The sequence below is a fragment of the Rhodoferax sp. RT5P35 genome (assembly GCF_056521385.1).
The window spans coordinates 1-1,175 of record NZ_JBWMAX010000246.1 but is presented as its reverse complement, the minus strand read 5'-3'; the positions used below and the strand labels follow the sequence as shown (position 1 = coordinate 1,175).

General features: G+C 62.3%; 1 protein-coding gene. It reads right to left on the bottom strand.

What is annotated here, in order from left to right:
- Positions 1–116 precede the first annotated feature (116 nt).
- Positions 117–1,175, bottom strand: a 1,059-nt coding sequence (locus AC097L_RS25370; protein ID WP_479589473.1) for a glycoside hydrolase family 3 C-terminal domain-containing protein, incomplete at its 5' end; no start/stop codon positions are given.

The window sequence follows — 1,175 nt, the reverse complement described above, 5'->3', positions numbered from 1 at the left end:
GCATCCGCATACTGCAGCTGCTTGCGGGCGATGGTGTTGGAAACGGTTTTATAGCGGGTATCCATGGTTTTACAGACCTGCCGCTGCGTGCAGCGGCAGGCAGAGATGGCTACAGTTTAGTACGCCAGCCCATGGAAAACCGGGTACAGCGGATGCGCCGTGTCGTGCGGCATATCCGACAACTGGGCTTCCACTTCGGCCATGGACGAGGGCAGCTCAAAAGGCAGCTTGCCCTGCGGTTTGGCCTTGCCGGTGAGCACATCGAACAGCGCCACATCGCTGACCCCGAAGTTGCCCAGGATGGCGGCGGCCTTGTCGCGCACATTGGTGAGGATGGCCGGGCGGTCCAGGTAGACCGTCACGATGGTGGGCACCTTGGCGCTGGCGGCCTTGATGGCCTCGTAGTCGGCATTGCCATCGGCGTAGGCCAGGCTGCCTTCGTGCTGGAAGGTGCCAAAGATGTAGCCGGGGTGCAGGGTTTCATACGGTGCGCTCACCCGCACAATGGCCACATCGGCTTCCTCGGGCGTGGCCACCACGGTCAGGCCGTACTGGGCGGCCACACTGGCTTCCACGCCATACAGGTAGACCTTTTTGACGCTGGCGGCCAGGGGCAACACCTTGTTCTTGTTTTCCAGCAACACCAGGGCTTTGCGCTGTGCATCCAGGGCTTCTGCCTTGAAGGTTGCGTTGCCCACAGTGGCCACCGACTGGGCCGCATCCAGGTAGGGGTTTTCAAACAGGCCCTGCTGGAATTTCTGCAGCATCACCCGGTAGGCCGATTCGCCCAGTCGGGCTTCGGTCAGGGTGCCTGCTGTTACCGCTGCGATCAGATGGCTGGTGTCGGTCACGCCGCCAAACTGGTCCATGCCGGCGTTCACGGCTTTGACATAGCGTTGCGCCTTGGTCAGGTTTTCCACGCCCCAGGGCGTGCCGAAGTTGGCGAACGAGGGTGCGGTGCCGGGGGCCGTGCCGTTGGTGCAGATGGCGTTGCAGTCTTCGGTGATGGCCCAGTCGGACAGCACCACGCCTTTGAAGCCCATTTTTGTGCGCAGCAGGTCGGTCAGCATTTGCTTGCTGAAGCCCGCGCCCACTTGCTCGAAGCTGATGCCGTCGTACGTCAAGGGGGCATCCGGCATGGAATAGGTGGGCATCACCGATCCCGCATTGGCGGC